This is a genomic window from Bradyrhizobium sp. (genome assembly GCF_035701725.1).
Taxonomy (GTDB): domain Bacteria; phylum Pseudomonadota; class Alphaproteobacteria; order Rhizobiales; family Xanthobacteraceae; genus Bradyrhizobium.
Genome location: NZ_DASSRP010000074.1, coordinates 1 through 14,518 on the forward strand (window position 1 = coordinate 1; position 14,518 = coordinate 14,518).

The window sequence follows — 14,518 nt, forward strand, 5'->3', positions numbered from 1 at the left end:
ATCCGGTTTCCGCGCCGACTCAAAGGCGCTCTTTCAACAAAGGCCCGTCTTCCCATGGCAAAAATCAAGGTGACCAACCCCGTCGTCGAACTCGATGGCGACGAGATGACCCGGATCATCTGGCAGTACATCAAGGACAAGTTGATTCACCCGTTCCTCGATATCAACCTGATGTATTTCGACCTCGGGATGGAATACCGCGACAAGACCGACGATCAGGTCACGATCGATGCGGCCAACGCCATCAAGAAGGTCGGCGTCGGCGTCAAATGCGCCACCATCACCCCGGACGAGGCGCGGGTGAAGGAATTCGGCCTCAAGCAGATGTGGAAGTCGCCGAACGGCACCATCCGCAACATCCTCGGCGGCGTCATCTTCCGCGAGCCCATCATCTGCAAGAACGTGCCGCGGCTCGTACCCGGCTGGACCAAGCCGATCATCATCGGCCGCCACGCCTATGGCGACCAGTACCGCGCCACCGACATCAAGTTCCCCGGCAAGGGCACGCTGACGCTGAAGTTCGTCGGCGAAGACGGCACCGTGATCGAGAAGGAAGTATTCAAGACGCCGGGTCCGGGCGTTGCGATGGAAATGTACAATCTCGACGACTCCATCATCGATTTCGCGCGCGCTTCCTTCAACTACGGCCTGATGCGCAACTACCCGGTCTATCTCTCGACCAAGAACACCATCCTCAAGGTCTATGACGGCCGCTTCAAGGACATCTTCCAGGACATCTTCGACCGCGAATTCAAGAAGGAATTCGACGCCAAGGGCCTGACCTACGAGCACCGCCTGATCGACGACATGGTGGCCTCGGCGCTGAAGTGGTCGGGCGGCTATGTCTGGGCCTGCAAGAACTACGACGGCGACGTGCAGTCCGACACAGTGGCGCAGGGCTACGGCTCGCTCGGCCTGATGACCTCCGTGCTGCTCACTCCCGACGGCAAGACGGTGGAAGCCGAAGCCGCTCACGGCACGGTGACGCGCCACTACCGCGAGCACCAGAAGGGCAAGGAGACCTCGACCAACTCGATCGCCTCGATCTTCGCCTGGACCCGCGGCCTGGCGCACCGCGCCAAGCTCGACAACAACGCCGAACTCGCCAAGTTCGCTTCCACGCTGGAGAAGGTCTGCGTGGACACTGTCGAGGCCGGCTTCATGACCAAGGACCTTGCGCTCCTGGTCGGCGCCGACCAGCGCTGGCTTTCGACTACCGGCTTCCTCGACAAGGTTGCGGACAACCTCACCAAGGCGATGGCGTAGGGTTTGCCGTCGCATTCATCTACACACGGTCGTTCCGGGGCGATGCGAGAGCATCGAACCCGGAACCTCGGGATTCCGGGTCCGCTCGTTGCACTCGCGTCCCGGAATAACGCCAAACATCAATGCACGATCGGAGCATGACATGTCGGTTCTCCTACGCGCCGCCCTCGCCCTATTGCTCTCGGGTCCGGTCGTGAGCGCGAACGCACAAACCGCGCTTCCCGATGCCATTGCGGCGCCGGGCGAAACCGTCGTTCTCACCGTGCATGCCGAAGGCGCGCAGGTCTATGAGTGCAAGGCCGGCACTGACGGCAAGCTCACCTGGGTGTTTCGCGAGCCGATCGCCACGCTTCTGCTCGATGGCAAGACCATCGGCCGGCACTATGCCGGGCCGAACTGGGAGCACGTCGACGGTAGCGCTGTGACGGCCAAGGCCGCCGGCAACGCCCCGGGCGCGACCGCCGACGACATACCCTGGCTGAAGCTGCAAGTGACGGCCTCGCGCGGCAGCGGTGTCCTCTCCGGCGTCACCACCGTGCAGCGGATCAACACCAAGGGCGGCAAGCTTGACGGCGCTTGCGACAAGGCCGGCGCCTTCAAGTCGGTGCCCTACTCCGCGGACTACGTGTTCCTGAAGAAGGGCTGATCTCGGACATCGGCCTCATGGTTCGAGACGCGCGGTCGTACCGCGCTCCTCACCACGAGGGTTGGGGAATCTGGACCTCATCCTGAGGAGCTCGCGGGACGCGAGCGTCTCGAAGGATGAAGGCCCCCGCCATTACCTTTTCGCTTATCGGCCATATGTCTCGCCGGACTGCGCCGGCATCGCTGAGGCGCAAAATTAGGGCTCGAACCGGGCGCGGCTTTTCGCTAAGCCGCGCCTGAATTGTTTTTATGCAGCCCGGCCTTGAAGAGCCGGGCTTGTAGCCGACGGAGGAATCCATGCCCGCCTATCGTTCCCGCACCACCACCCACGGCCGCAACATGGCCGGCGCCCGCGGCCTGTGGCGCGCCACGGGAATGAAGAACGAGGACTTCGGCAAGCCGATCATCGCGATCGCCAATTCGTTCACCCAGTTCGTCCCCGGCCACGTGCACCTGAAGGACCTTGGGCAACTGGTGGCGCGCGAGATCGAGACGGCCGGCGGCGTGGCGAAAGAGTTCAACACCATCGCGGTCGATGACGGCATCGCCATGGGCCACGACGGCATGCTCTACAGCCTGCCCTCGCGTGAACTGATCGCCGACAGCGTCGAATACATGGTCAACGCGCATTGCGCCGACGCGCTGGTCTGCATCTCCAATTGCGACAAGATCACGCCCGGCATGCTGATGGCAGCACTTCGGCTGAACATCCCGACCGTGTTCGTGTCCGGCGGACCGATGGAATCCGGCAAGGTCAACATCAAGGGCAAGGTCAGAGCGGTCGACCTGATCGACGCCATGGTGGCGGCCGCCGACGACAAGGTCAGCGATACCGAGGTCGAGGTGATCGAGCGTTCGGCCTGTCCGACCTGCGGCTCGTGCTCGGGCATGTTCACCGCCAATTCGATGAACTGCCTCACCGAGGCGCTGGGGCTGTCGCTGCCGGGCAACGGCTCGGTGCTGGCGACCCATGCCGACCGCAAAGGCCTCTTCGTCGAAGCCGGTCACCTGATCGTCGATCTGGCGCGGCGCTACTACGAACAGGACGACGCCAGCGTGCTGCCGCGCAATGTCGCGAATTTCAAGGCGTTCGAAAACGCCATGAGCCTCGATATCGCGATGGGCGGCTCGACCAACACGGTGCTGCATCTGCTCGCCGCCGCGCATGAAGGCGAAGTGCCCTTCACCATGAAGGATATCGATCGCCTGTCGCGCAAGGTGCCGGTGCTGTGCAAGGTCGCCCCTTCGGTCGCCGACGTGCACATGGAAGACGTGCATCGGGCCGGCGGCGTGATCGCGATCATGGGCGAACTTGAAAAAGCCGGCCTCATGCACACCGACCTGCCGAGCGTGCATTCGACATCGCTCAAGGCCGCGCTGGAGCGCTGGGACATCACCCGCACCAAGAGCGAGAGCGTCCGCAAGTTCTACATGGCAGCTCCCGGCGGCGTGCCTACGCAAGTCGCTTTCAGCCAGGACCGACGCTTCGAGGAGCTCGACCTCGATCGCGCCAGCGGTTGCATCCGCAGCGCCGAGCATGCCTACTCAAAGGACGGCGGCCTCGCCGTACTCACCGGCAATATCGCCGTCGACGGCTGCATCGTGAAGACCGCGGGCGTCGATGCCAGCATCCTGAAATTCGCAGGTTCGGCCCGCGTATTCGAAAGCCAGGACGCGGCAGTCGAAGCCATCCTGACGAACAAGATCAAGGAAGGCGACGTCGTCGTCATCATCTATGAAGGTCCGCGCGGCGGCCCCGGCATGCAGGAGATGCTCTATCCGACGAGCTATCTCAAATCGAAGGGCCTCGGCAAGACTTGCGCGCTCGTCACCGACGGGCGCTTCTCGGGTGGTTCTTCAGGTCTGTCGATCGGCCATGTCTCGCCGGAAGCGGCCGAAGGCGGCCTCATCGGCCTGGTGCAGGATGGCGACCGGATCGAGATCGACATCCCCGCCCGCTCGATCCATCTCGCGGTTGGCGAGGCCGAGCTGAAACGCCGCCGCGAGGCGATGCAGGCCAGGGGCAACAACGCGTGGAAGCCGGCCAAGCGCGCCCGCAAGGTTTCAACCGCGCTGAAAGCCTATGCGGCGCTGACCACCAGCGCCTCGCGCGGCGCCGTGCGCGTGGTGAAGGACTGAGCGTCCACCTCGTGTCCCGCACGCGGCGCAGCGGAACGTTGCGCTGCAGATGCGGGACCCACTCGGGCATCTGGACGGATCAGCAGCGCATCGTTTCACGCTGCGCAGCTTCCGGGAAACGCGATCCCCTCATGCCCCGTCATCGCCATTTCGATCGCGGCGAGCGCCGCGTTCGCCCTGGCGGGGATCGGCGCAGCCACGGCATTCGCTGACGTCAAGGCAACATGCCGGGGTCAACGAGCTTCATGCGGGGGTTGGATGCCAGCCAATTTTTGATGCACTGTTCCCGCGTGGCACCGGTCGCCACCACGCAGCGAACCTTCCGGCCTGCGCGTTGAGCCGTTACAACCTGAGAAATCCAGGGACGATCATCTGTCATTGGCCCCTCGACCGAAAAGGTGCCCGCGCTATCGTCCCTCAAGATGAGAAAGAATGGTTTTTGCGCCACGGAGTTGGTCCCCTGCGAAACTCCCTACCAGAACATTAGCAGCGAATCAGCGCGGCCGGATAGTTCCCGACCACCACATCGAGGGTGGATCGCCCGCCGAAATCCTCGGCATGTAGCGATGCCGCCAGACTTCTCGTGCAAGATCAATCAAGTACAGGGAACTTCATATCCCGGGAGATAGGAGAAGCGTGCGATCATAGCGCCCTCTCCCCTTGGGAGAAGGGCAGCTCCGCTGAAACAGACTCACTTGGGTGAGGGGTATGTTTCAACGAGGCTCTCGATGAACGCGAAAGGATAGATACCCCTCATCCGGCGCGGAGCCTGTCATCGGGCCGCGCTTTGCGCGGACCCGTTGGCCACCTTCTCCCGCAAGGGGCCACCTTCTCCCGCAAGGGGAGAAGGACTGAAGGTCACGCCCCCGCCATCGCCTTTTCGATCGCGGCGAGCGCCGCGTTTGCCTTGGCCCCGTCGGGACCGCCGGCCTGCGCCATGTCGGGCCGGCCGCCGCCACCCTTGCCGCCGAGCGCTTCGGAAGCCACCCGCACGAGATCAACGGCATTGTAACGCCCGGTGAGATCAGCGGTGACGCCGACGACGACGCCGGCCTTGCCGTCGGAGGTCAACCCGACGATGGCGACGACGCCCGAGCCGAGTTGTTTCTTGCCGTCGTCGGCAAGGCTCTTGAGATCCTTCATCTCGATGCCTTCGACCGCGCGCGCCATCAGTTTGACGTTACCGACTTCGCGCACGCCGGCGGCACCCGAGCCGTTCGAAGCGGGCGTGCCGCCACCCATCGCCAGCTTCTTGCGAACGTCCGACAAGTCCCGCTCGAGCTTCTTGCGTTCTTCCATCAGCGCGGCGATCCGCGCCGGCACATCTTCCGGTGTGATGCGCAATTCGGCGGCCGCATTCTTCGCAAGCTGCATCATGTCGTTGGCGTGCTTGCGCGCATAGTTGCCGGTCAAGGCCTCAATGCGGCGGACGCCCGATGCCACCGCGCTCTCGGATGTCACCGAGATCAGCCCAATGTCGCCGGTGCGCCGGACATGCGTGCCGCCGCACAATTCGACCGACCAGCCGAGCGCGTTCTGGCCATGTTCGCGGGCGCTCTTGCCCATCGAGACCACGCGGACCTCATCGCCATATTTCTCGCCGAACAGCGCACGCGCACCGGCCTCGCGCGCCTCGTCCACGCCCATCAGGCGCGTGGTGACTTCGTCATTCTCCAGCACCACCTGGTTGGCGATGTCCTCGACGCGCGCCAGTTCCTCCGGCGTGATCGGCTTTTGATGCACGAAGTCGAAGCGCAGGCGGTCCGGCGCGACCAGCGAGCCGCGCTGGGCGATGTGATCCCCCAGCACCTGGCGCAGCGCCTCATGAAGAATGTGCGTCGCGGAGTGATGCGCGCGGATCGACGAACGCCTGCCATGATCGACCTCGAGCTGCAGCGCCGTGCCGGCCTTCAGCGTGCCCTGCTCGACCGTGCCGAGATGGACGAAGAGATCGCCGGCCTTCTTTTGCGTATCGGTGACACGGAAGCGCACGCCCTCGCCGACCATCGCGCCGATGTCACCGACCTGACCGCCGGACTCGCCATAGAACGGTGTCTGGTTCAGAACGATTGCGCCGTTTTCGCCCGTCTTGAGCTGAGCAACCTCGGCACCATCCTTCACCAGCGCCCCGACCACGCCTTCCGCGGTTTCGGTCTCGTAGCCGAGGAATTCCGTCGCGCCGAGTTTCTCGCGCAGCGGAAACCACACCGCTTCGCTCGCGGTATCGCCGCTTCCGACCCATGAGGCGCGCGCTTTTTCGCGCTGGCGCTCCATCGCATCCTGGAACGAGGCCTGATCGACGCTGATCCCGCGCGATTTCAGCGCGTCCTGCGTCAGGTCGAGCGGGAAACCATAGGTGTCGTAGAGCGTGAAGGCGGTATCGCCGTCGAACATGTCGCCCTTCTTCAAGGCCGCGCTCTTTTCGTCGAGGATCGCAAGTCCGCGGTCGAGCGTCTTGCGAAAGCGCGTCTCTTCCAGCCGCAGCGTTTCCTCGATCAGCTTTTCGGCACGCACCAGTTCCGGATACGCCTGGCCCATTTCGCGCACCAGCGCCCAGACCAGGCGATGCATCAACGGCTCGCGGGCGCCCAGAAGCTGCGCATGCCGCATCGCGCGACGCATGATCCGGCGCAGCACATAGCCGCGGCCTTCGTTGGAGGGCAGCACGCCGTCCGAAATCAGGAACGACGAAGCGCGTAAGTGATCGGCGATGACGCGGTAGGAGGCGATGTTGTCCTTGCCAGGTCCATGTCCGAGCGCGGCGCTCGTTGCTTCGATCAGGTTGCGGAACATGTCGGTCTCGAACACGCTCTCGACCCCCTGAAGGATCGAGGCCATGCGCTCCAGGCCCATGCCGGTGTCGATCGAGGGACGCGGCAGGTCGACGCGCTGTTCCGGCGTCACCTGCTCGAACTGCATGAATACGAGATTCCAGAATTCGAGGAAGCGATCGCCGTCCTCTTCCGGGCTGCCGGGCGGACCACCCCAGATGTGTTCGCCGCGGTCGATGAAGATTTCCGAACACGGCCCGCACGGACCGGTGTCGCCCATCGCCCAGAAATTGTCGGAAGTGGCGATGCGGATGATGCGGTCGTCGGAAAATCCCGCGATCTTCTTCCAGAAGCCGGCCGCAGCGTCGTCGTTGTGATAGACGGTGACGAGCAGCTTGTCCTTTTTCAGGCCGAATTCCTTGGTGATCAGCGTCCAGGCGAGCTCGATCGCGCGCTCCTTGAAGTAGTCGCCGAACGAGAAGTTGCCGAGCATCTCGAAGAAGGTGAGGTGGCGCGCGGTGTAGCCGACATTGTCGAGGTCGTTGTGCTTGCCGCCGGCGCGCACGCATTTCTGCGAGGTGGTGGCGCGCTGATACGGCCGCTTCTCGACGCCGGTGAAGACGTTCTTGAACTGCACCATGCCCGCATTGGTGAACATCAAGGTCGGGTCGTTGCGCGGCACCAGCGGCGACGAGGCCACGATTTCGTGGCCGTTGTCGGCAAAAAACTTGAGGAAAGTCGACCTGATTTCGTTAACGCCGCTCATGGGGGTCCAATCAAACTGCTTAAAAGGCGCGCGGCCCTGCGGGTCGATGGCGCTCTGCGAAAGACGCTTTTAGACAAGGGCAAAAGCGCTGTCCAGAAACTTGCAGCGGCATCAGAGGGTTGCAGTTATTGCCTATGATTTGACGTTGATGACGGCGCGCTGCGGCATTGACGGGCTTGGCTGGAAAGGGGTTTTCGCATATCTATCCGGCACGTCACGTCGGGAGAGATCGGCTGATTGGCCGGCGCCGAAGGAGCAACCGCCCCGGAAACTCTCAGGCAAAAGGACCCTCGTGACATCGAGACATCTGGAAAGAGGCATTTGACGGGCTCTGCCCTGACGTGCCCGCCGACGGGATAATACTCTCAGGCACAGCGACAGATGGGGCTTTTTCGGAAGCGTTCGAGGGAATCGGCCCTCGGCGAATCCGCGAGGGCTCTGAACATGCTGGCTGCAGACGTTTCCGCCTCCCCGCCCCCGCTGAAGCAAACGCCGCTGCACGCGCTCCATGTCGCGCGCGGGGCCAAGATGGTGCCGTTCGCCGGCTACGACATGCCGGTGCAGTATGGAACCGGCGTGCTGAAGGAGCATCTGCATACGCGCGCGAGCTGCGGTCTGTTCGATGTTTCGCATATGGGCCAGATCGTGCTTCGGCCCAAATCAGGCCGGCTCGAGGACGCGATGCGCGCGCTGGAATGGCTGGTGCCGCAGGATATTCTGGCGCTGCCCACCGGCCGCCAACGCTATGCGCTGTTCACCAACGAGGCCGGCGGCATTCTCGACGATCTGATGGTCGCGAATTTCGGCGATCACCTGTTCCTGGTCGTCAATGCCGCCTGTAAGGCTGCGGACGAGGCGCATCTGAGGGAGCATCTGTCCGACGCTTGCACCGTCGAGCCGCTCGCAAACCGGGCACTGATCGCGCTTCAGGGGCCGAAAGCCGAATCGGTGCTCGCCAGGTTCGATGCCGAAATCCCGGCGATGAAATTCATGGACGCCGGCCCGCGGCGTCTGGCCGGTGGCCTCGACTGCTTCGTCTCCCGCTCCGGCTACACCGGCGAAGACGGTTTCGAGATCTCGGTGCCGGCGGAGGCCGCTGAAGGCTTCGCCGCGCAATTGCTCGCGGATGAAAACGTGCTGCCGATCGGGCTCGGCGCGCGCGATAGCCTGAGGCTCGAGGCCGGGCTTAGCCTTTACGGCCACGACCTCGATCCCAAAACGACGCCGGTCGAAGGTGCGCTGGAATGGGCGATCCAAAAGAGCCGCCGCAAGGGTGGCGCGCGTCCCGGCGGCTTTCCGGGCGCGGATGCGATTTTGGCCCAGCTCGAACATGGCGCGGTGCGCCGCCGCGTCGGCCTCAAGGCCGAAGGCCGCGCGCCGGTGCGGGAGGGCGCAGCCCTGTACGCCGACGAAACCTCCCATCAGTGGATCGGCAAGGTCACCTCAGGCGGCTTTGGCCCGAGCCTCAATGCGCCGGTTGCGATGGGATACGTGCCGCCCTCGCATGCGGCTAACGGCACCATCCTGTTCGCCGAGGTACGCGGGCAGCGATTGCGGCTACGCGTGGCGCCGATGCCCTTTGTTCCGAATACCTATAAACGCTGAGGGATCTACATGACGACGACGACGCTTTACACCGCCGACCACGAGTGGCTCCGCATCGAAGGCGACGTCGCCACGATCGGCGTCACCGATTACGCCCAGTCCCAGCTCGGCGACGTCGTGTTCGTCGAACTGCCCAAGGTCGGCCGCACCTTAAAGAAGGCCGAGGCCGCCGCGGTCGTGGAATCGGTCAAGGCCGCTTCCGACGTTTACGCGCCGATCTCGGGCGAGGTGCTGGAGATCAACAACGAGCTCGCCGGCGAGCCTGCGCTGGTCAATTCCGATGCCGCCGGCAAGGCGTGGTTCTTCAAACTGAAGATTGCCGATCGAACCGAACTTGGCGGCCTGATGGATGAGGCCGCCTACCAGAAACACATCGCCTGAGAGCTGCGATGGAAAAGACCGTCATGCCCCGCGCAGGCGGGGCATCCAGTAGCCCGAGGCAGTGGCGATTGAACCGAGAAGCCTCGGCGTACCGGATCGTCCGCTTTCGCAGACGATGACACCTGAATTTGAATATTGCAGGGAGGCACACATGACCGCGCCCATCAAACCGCTGACCGAGCCCGCCACGAGCTTCGTGCGCCGCCACATCGGCCCCTCGCCGCGCGACGTCGCCGACATGCTCAAGACCGTGAGCGCCACCAGCCTCTCGGCGCTGATGGCCGAGACGCTGCCGGCCTCGATCCGGCAGCAGACGCTACTCGATCTCGGCCGGCCCTTGAGCGAGACCGAGGCGCTGGCGCATATGCGCGATCTCGCTTCAAGAAATCAGGTCTTCACCTCGCTGATCGGCCAAGGCTATTCCGGAACGCTGCTGCCGGCGGTGATCCAGCGCAACATTCTGGAAAATCCGGCCTGGTACACGGCCTACACGCCGTATCAGCCGGAGATCAGTCAGGGCCGGCTGGAAGCGCTGTTCAACTTCCAGACCATGATCTGCGACCTCACCGGGCTCGACGTCGCCAACGCCTCGCTGCTCGACGAGGCCACCGCCGCCGCCGAAGCCATGGCGCTTAGCCAACGCGCATCGCAAGGCAAGACCAAATCGTTCTTTGTCGATGCCGACGTGCATCCGCAGACGCTCGCGGTGCTGCGCACCCGTGCCGAGCCGCTGGGCTGGACGCTCATCGTCGGCGATCCCCTGATCGAACTGGAGGGTGCCGACGTGTTCGGCGGCCTGTTGCAATATCCCTCCTCCTCCGGCGCGGTTCGTGATTTGCGTCCCGCGATTTCGGCGCTCCACGCCAAGGGCGCGCTCGCGATCGTCGCCGCCGACCTGCTGGCGCTGACGCTGTTGGCATCACCGGGCGAACTCGGCGCCGACATCGCGATCGGCTCGGCGCAACGTTTTGGCGTGCCGATGGGCTATGGCGGCCCGCATGCGGCCTATATGGCGGTGCGCGATGCGCTCAAGCGATCGCTGCCCGGACGGCTGGTCGGACTGTCGGTCGACTCCCGCGGACAACCCGCCTACCGCCTCGCGCTGCAAACCCGCGAGCAGCACATCCGCCGCGAAAAAGCGACGTCCAACATCTGCACCGCGCAGGTGCTGCTCGCGATCATCGCCTCGATGTATGCGGTCTATCACGGCCCCGAAGGCCTGACGCAGATCGCGCGCACCATTCATCGCCGTGCCGCGGTGCTGGCGGCGGGATTGCGCCAGCTCGGCTTTGCTCCTCAGTCGGAAGCGTTCTTCGACACCGTGTCGGTGGATGTCAGCTCCAAGAGAAACGAGATCGTGGCGCGCGCGCTGGCTGAAAAGATCAACCTGCGGCTCGGTGACGGCGTGCTCGGCATCGCGCTGGATGAGACGACGACCACAGAGACCGTCGAAGCCGTATGGCGCGCGTTCGGCGGCAAGCTCGATTATGCCGAGATCGAAAAGATCGCCATTGAGGCCCTGCCCGCCGGCCTGAAGCGCACGAGCGCCTTCCTCACCCATCCGGTGTTTCATGCGCACCGCTCGGAGACCGAACTCTTGCGCTACATGCGCAAGCTCTCGGACCGCGACCTCGCGCTCGACCGCGCGATGATCCCGCTCGGCTCCTGCACCATGAAGCTGAATGCAACAACCGAGATGATGCCGCTGACCTGGGCGGAGTTCGGCGCGCTGCATCCGTTTGCGCCGCGCCAACAGGCGGAAGGCTACCACGCCCTGTTTGCGCGGCTCGAAAAATGGCTGTGCGACATCACCGGCTATGACGCGATCTCGCTGCAGCCGAACTCGGGCGCGCAAGGCGAATATGCCGGGCTGCTGGCGATCCGCGGCTATCACGCCTCACGGGGCGAAGCGCATCGCAATATCTGCCTGATCCCATCTTCCGCCCACGGCACCAACCCGGCCTCGGCGCATATGGCCGGCATGGACGTCGTGGTGGTGGCCTGCGACGCCCGCGGCGACGTCGATGTCACTGATTTGCGCGCCAAGGCCGGGCAGTACGCCAACAACCTTGCCGCCGTGATGATCACCTATCCGTCGACCCACGGCGTGTTCGAGGAACATATTCGCGAGATCTGCGAGATCGTGCATGGCCATGGCGGACAGGTCTATCTCGACGGCGCCAACCTGAATGCGCAGGTCGGTCTCGCCCGGCCCGGCGACTACGGCGCCGATGTCAGCCATCTCAATCTGCACAAGACCTTCTGTATCCCGCATGGCGGCGGCGGCCCCGGCATGGGACCGATCGGCGTCAAGGCGCATCTGAAACCCTTCCTGCCGGGTCATCCTGTGACCGGCGACAGCGCCAGCGGACCGGTATCGGCCGCGCCCTATGGTTCGGCGTCGATCCTCACTATCTCCTACATCTACATCCTGATGATGGGCGGCGACGGTCTCGCGCGTGCGACGGAAGTGGCGATCCTGAATGCCAATTACATCGCCGCGCGGCTGCAAGCGCATTTCCCAGTGCTGTATCGCAACGCCAAGGGCCGCGTCGCCCATGAGTGCATCATCGATCCGAGGCCCTTGAAGAATTCGACCGGTGTCACGGTCGACGACATCGCCAAGCGGCTGATCGATTACGGCTTCCACGCCCCGACCATGAGTTTTCCGGTGCCGGGCACGCTGATGATCGAGCCGACGGAATCCGAATCGAAAGCCGAGCTTGACCGCTTTTGCGAGGCGATGATCGCGATCAGACAGGAAATCGCCGAGATCGAGGCCGGCCGCTTCAAAGTCGAGGCCTCGCCGCTGCGCCACGCGCCGCATACGGTGCACGATATCGCCGATGACGCGTGGGCCCGCACCTATGGCCGCAGCGAAGGCTGCTTCCCCGCCGGCACTTCACACACGGACAAGTACTGGTGTCCGGTCGGGCGCATCGACAACGTCTATGGCGACCGCAACCTCGTCTGCTCCTGCCCGCCGGTCTCCGATTACGCGCAAGCCGCGGAGTGAGGCTTCCGTGTCCCGGACGCGATGCGGCGCATAGCGCTGCGTCGCAGATCCGGGACCCAAGATACCTTCGCTAATCAACCAATGGCCCCCGGATCAGCGCACCACTCCGTGATGCGCTGCGTCCGGGCAACGAGCGCGTGTCAGGTGTTCAACGCCGCGGATAAATCTCGCCACTCTGCGTTGAACTTCTCAATCAACGCGACCTTCCAGGCCCTACGCCCACGCTTCAATGCATGTTCGCGGGCGCGAGCCTGCAGAACGGAGTCGAAAGCTTCGAAATGGACCAGAACATTGACATCGTATTTGCGCGTGAACCCTGGAACGAGCTTGGCCGTGTGTTCTGACATCCGGCGCGCAAGATCGTTCGTCACACCGACATACAGCGTCCCGTTTCGCTTGCTCGCAAGAATATAGACGAAACACGTGGCGTCCATGTCCGTTGCATCTCAAACGCCGTCTACTCGAAATCACAAAACAAAACGGGCTCAGAAAACGTCGGCAACTCAACGTTCTCTGCGCCCGCTTTGCTTCGAAGTCTTAAGCCACCGGCGATAGCGCGCCGGCGAAAACCCTTACTCCTCCGCCGGCTCTTCACCGTCGGCATCGCTCTCGGGCGTGCCGGCCAAAATTTGCTCGGAGATCAGGCCGGAGTTCTGGCGGATCGCGGCTTCGATCTTGCCGGTCATGTCGGGATTGGCCTTCAAAAACGCCTTGGCGTTTTCGCGACCCTGGCCCAGACGCTGGCTGTCATAGGAGAACCAGGCGCCGGATTTTTCCACGATGCCGGCCTTGACGCCGAGATCGAGGATTTCACCCATCTTGGAGACGCCCTCGCCATACATAATGTCGAATTCGACCTGCTTGAACGGCGGTGCCAGCTTGTTCTTCACCACCTTCACCCGCGTCGTATTGCCGACGACCTCGTCGCGCTCCTTGATGGCGCCGATGCGGCGGATGTCGAGGCGGACGGAGGCGTAGAATTTCAGCGCGTTGCCGCCGGTGGTGGTTTCAGGCGAGCCATACATCACCCCGATCTTCATCCGGATCTGGTTGATGAAGATCACCATGGTATTGGACATGTTGATCGAGGCCGTGAGCTTGCGCAGCGCCTGGCTCATCAAGCGCGCCTGCAAGCCCGGCAGTGAATCGCCCATCTCGCCTTCGAGTTCGGCCTTCGGCACCAATGCTGCGACCGAGTCGATCACCAGCACGTCGATCGCGCCGGAGCGCACCAAGGTGTCGGCGATTTCCAGCGCCTGCTCGCCGGTGTCGGGCTGCGAGATCAGAAGCTCGTCGATGTTGACGCCAAGCTTGCGCGCATAAACGGGGTCGAGCGCGTGTTCGGCGTCGATGAAGGCGCAGATGCCGCCCTTCTTCTGCCCTTCCGCCACCGTGTGCAGCGCCAGCGTGGTCTTGCCGGAGGATTCAGGCCCGTAGATCTCGACAATCCGCCCTTTCGGCAGGCCGCCGACGCCGAGCGCAATATCTAGTCCCAGCGAGCCCGACGACACCGTCTCGACATCCATCGAGCGGTCGTTCTTGCCCAGCTTCATCACCGACCCCTTGCCGAACTGGCGCTCGATCTGGGACAGCGCGGCGGACAGGGCCTTACTCTTATCCATGGACGATCCTTCGACGATACGCAGGGCGGTAACGGACATTTCGGTGCTCCTTATGGCGAGGATTCGCGAGCGGGACAAACGGTTGCGGTCTGAATCAGTGTGGAAGCAAATGTACACCATTTGTTCCTTGTTCGCAATATGTTCTTTTTGGGCTTGTCGGTACTGTCCGTATTTGACCCCCGGTGTCCTAGTTTAAAGTTATTCGTGTCCTAATTTCAGTTAGGACCCCCCGCTGCTTGTGCTAGGTTCGTCTCTATTGAGCTGCTGCCGGTTTGATGGACACCGAGATAGGGTGTTTCATGAAGCC

9 protein-coding genes and 1 riboswitch are annotated in these 14,518 nt (G+C 63.4%); of the genes, 6 read left to right on the top strand and 3 right to left on the bottom strand.

Annotated elements, in window-relative coordinates; all coding sequences use genetic code 11:
* The first annotated feature begins 54 nt into the window (after positions 1-54).
* The 3 genes from VFL62_RS03725 to ilvD all read left to right on the top strand — a co-directional run bounded on the left by VFL62_RS03725 (position 55) and on the right by ilvD (position 4,050).
* Positions 55-1,266 carry an NADP-dependent isocitrate dehydrogenase gene (locus VFL62_RS03725; RefSeq protein ID WP_325171030.1) on the top strand — a complete coding sequence of 404 codons (1,212 nt, stop codon included), beginning with the start codon at positions 55-57 and terminating at the stop codon, positions 1,264-1,266.
* 142 nt (positions 1,267-1,408) lie between these two features.
* On the top strand, positions 1,409-1,912 hold the full coding sequence (locus tag VFL62_RS03730) for a DUF3455 domain-containing protein (protein WP_325171031.1): 504 nt from the start codon (positions 1,409-1,411) through the stop codon (positions 1,910-1,912).
* A 296-nt stretch (positions 1,913-2,208) separates the two neighbouring features.
* Positions 2,209-4,050, top strand: coding sequence for a dihydroxy-acid dehydratase (gene ilvD, locus VFL62_RS03735; protein WP_325171032.1), 1,842 nt, complete (start codon positions 2,209-2,211; stop codon positions 4,048-4,050).
* An 858-nt stretch (positions 4,051-4,908) separates the two neighbouring features.
* Here ilvD and alaS read toward each other — a convergent pair.
* The gene (alaS, locus tag VFL62_RS03740) at positions 4,909-7,587 is read right to left on the bottom strand and encodes an alanine--tRNA ligase (RefSeq protein WP_325171033.1); all 2,679 of its coding nucleotides are present in this window, start codon (positions 7,585-7,587) and stop codon (positions 4,909-4,911) included.
* A 210-nt stretch (positions 7,588-7,797) separates the two neighbouring features.
* Positions 7,798-7,887: riboswitch (glycine riboswitch) on the top strand.
* 144 nt (positions 7,888-8,031) lie between these two features.
* On the opposite strand from alaS, the gene gcvT reads away from it, so the two are divergent.
* From gcvT to gcvP, 3 genes are all read left to right on the top strand, one after another.
* The gene (gcvT, locus tag VFL62_RS03745; protein ID WP_325171034.1) at positions 8,032-9,192 is read left to right on the top strand and encodes a glycine cleavage system aminomethyltransferase GcvT; all 1,161 of its coding nucleotides are present in this window, start codon (positions 8,032-8,034) and stop codon (positions 9,190-9,192) included.
* Positions 9,193-9,201: 9 nt separating this feature from the next.
* Positions 9,202-9,573: a glycine cleavage system protein GcvH gene (gene gcvH / locus VFL62_RS03750; RefSeq protein ID WP_325171035.1), complete on the top strand. Its 372-nt coding sequence runs from the start codon at positions 9,202-9,204 to the stop codon at positions 9,571-9,573.
* A gap of 151 nt (positions 9,574-9,724) precedes the next feature.
* Entirely contained in the window at positions 9,725-12,589 is a 2,865-nt protein-coding gene (gene gcvP, locus VFL62_RS03755; protein ID WP_325171036.1) for an aminomethyl-transferring glycine dehydrogenase, read from the top strand.
* A gap of 140 nt (positions 12,590-12,729) precedes the next feature.
* Here gcvP and VFL62_RS03760 read toward each other — a convergent pair whose 3' ends face one another.
* On the bottom strand, positions 12,730-13,023 hold the full coding sequence (locus VFL62_RS03760; protein ID WP_325171037.1) for a GIY-YIG nuclease family protein: 294 nt from the start codon (positions 13,021-13,023) through the stop codon (positions 12,730-12,732).
* Positions 13,024-13,161: 138 nt separating this feature from the next.
* A complete protein-coding gene (recA, locus tag VFL62_RS03765; protein ID WP_325171038.1) occupies positions 13,162-14,250 on the bottom strand; it encodes a recombinase RecA in 1,089 nt (362 codons plus the stop codon).
* Positions 14,251-14,518 lie beyond the last annotated feature (268 nt).

Coding starts and splice junctions, on each gene's coding strand:
- gcvP (WP_325171036.1), top strand. CDS start 9,725: ATGACCGCGCCCATCAAACCGCTGACCGAGCCCGCCACGAGCTTCGTG.
- alaS (WP_325171033.1), bottom strand. CDS start 7,587: ATGAGCGGCGTTAACGAAATCAGGTCGACTTTCCTCAAGTTTTTTGCC.
- recA (WP_325171038.1), bottom strand. CDS start 14,250: ATGTCCGTTACCGCCCTGCGTATCGTCGAAGGATCGTCCATGGATAAG.
- gcvT (WP_325171034.1), top strand. CDS start 8,032: ATGCTGGCTGCAGACGTTTCCGCCTCCCCGCCCCCGCTGAAGCAAACG.
- ilvD (WP_325171032.1), top strand. CDS start 2,209: ATGCCCGCCTATCGTTCCCGCACCACCACCCACGGCCGCAACATGGCC.
- gcvH (WP_325171035.1), top strand. CDS start 9,202: ATGACGACGACGACGCTTTACACCGCCGACCACGAGTGGCTCCGCATC.
- VFL62_RS03760 (WP_325171037.1), bottom strand. CDS start 13,023: ATGGACGCCACGTGTTTCGTCTATATTCTTGCGAGCAAGCGAAACGGG.
- VFL62_RS03725 (WP_325171030.1), top strand. CDS start 55: ATGGCAAAAATCAAGGTGACCAACCCCGTCGTCGAACTCGATGGCGAC.
- VFL62_RS03730 (WP_325171031.1), top strand. CDS start 1,409: ATGTCGGTTCTCCTACGCGCCGCCCTCGCCCTATTGCTCTCGGGTCCG.